A 346-nucleotide genomic window follows, 5' to 3' on the forward strand; every position below is an offset into this window, starting at 1 on the left:
AGAACTGCCATCAGAGATACCTACAATCGTGATGTGCTTTTATGCAGCTGCGGCTGTATAATGAATTACATAGATACATACAATCCATTGGAGGGAATCACAAATGACAGACACTACAGGCAAACGTGTATTGATGAAATGCGAAAAATGCGGCTATCTAGAGTACATATCAGAGGAAGAACTCAAGCTCATTTCAGACCTTCCGCCGCATGATGATGAAGATCACATGCTCTGCCCTTTCTGCCTGAATGACATGTATAGAGAAGATTCACCTAGATTCCAGAAATAATCGATATTGTCAATTTAATTGAAGCTGTTTTCATCATGCTTATTCATCTTTCAGATG

Annotated in this window: 1 protein-coding gene; it reads left to right on the forward strand. The window is 39.3% G+C overall.

What is annotated here, in order from left to right; translation table 11 throughout:
* Window positions 1-103: 103 nt before the first annotated feature.
* Entirely contained in the window at window positions 104-289 is a 186-nt protein-coding gene (locus tag ACTND6_RS11250; RefSeq protein ID WP_441023733.1) for a hypothetical protein, read from the forward strand.
* Window positions 290-346 lie beyond the last annotated feature (57 nt).

Source organism: Bulleidia sp. HCP3S3_C9, assembly GCF_052064035.1.
Classification (GTDB): Bacteria; Bacillota_I; Bacilli_A; order Erysipelotrichales; family Erysipelotrichaceae; genus Bulleidia.